This window comes from Mycobacterium sp. NGS41, from assembly GCF_059812725.1.
Genome location: NZ_JCALDF010000085.1, coordinates 1 through 572, shown reverse-complemented (window position 1 = coordinate 572; position 572 = coordinate 1). Strand labels below are relative to the sequence as shown.

1 protein-coding gene is annotated in these 572 nt (G+C 73.8%); it reads left to right on the top strand.

Annotated elements, in window-relative coordinates; translation table 11 throughout:
- Positions 1-572: HNH endonuclease signature motif containing protein (locus tag AC5Y21_RS26035; protein WP_499917040.1), on the top strand; the 572-nt coding region annotated here is incomplete at both ends.

Here is a 572-nt window from a genome sequence, read left to right as displayed (position 1 = left end):
AAAGACCAGGCCGACCGGGAAATCTGGATCGGCGGGGATCAAGACGGCATCGCCCGCATCGAGGGCAGCCTATTCAGCACCGACGCCCACGCCCTGGACCAGCGCCTCTCGGCGCTGGCGGCCACCGTGTGCGCCCACGACCCGCGCACCGCCGCGCAACGCCGCGCCGACGCCCTGGGGGCGCTGGCCGCCGGCGCCGATCGGCTGGGCTGTCGCTGCCGACGCCCCGACTGCGCGGCCGGCGGGCGCCCCGCGGCTTCTCCGGTGGTAATGCACGTCATCGCCCCACCGGCCACCGGCACCGCCAGCACGTCGGGGTGGGAGATCGGCGCCGACGGGCTCATCACCCCCGAACTGCTCGCCGAGCTGGCCGCCTCAGCCAAGTCGGTGCCACTGATCCATCCCGGTGACGCCCCACCCGAACCCGGCTACACCCCGTCGAAGGGGTTGGCTGATTTCGTGCGCTGCCGCGATCTGACGTGCCGCTGGCCGGGCTGCGACGTCCCCGCCACCCGCTGCGACATCGACCACACCATCCCCCACGCCAACGGCGGCCCCACCCATGCGGGCAA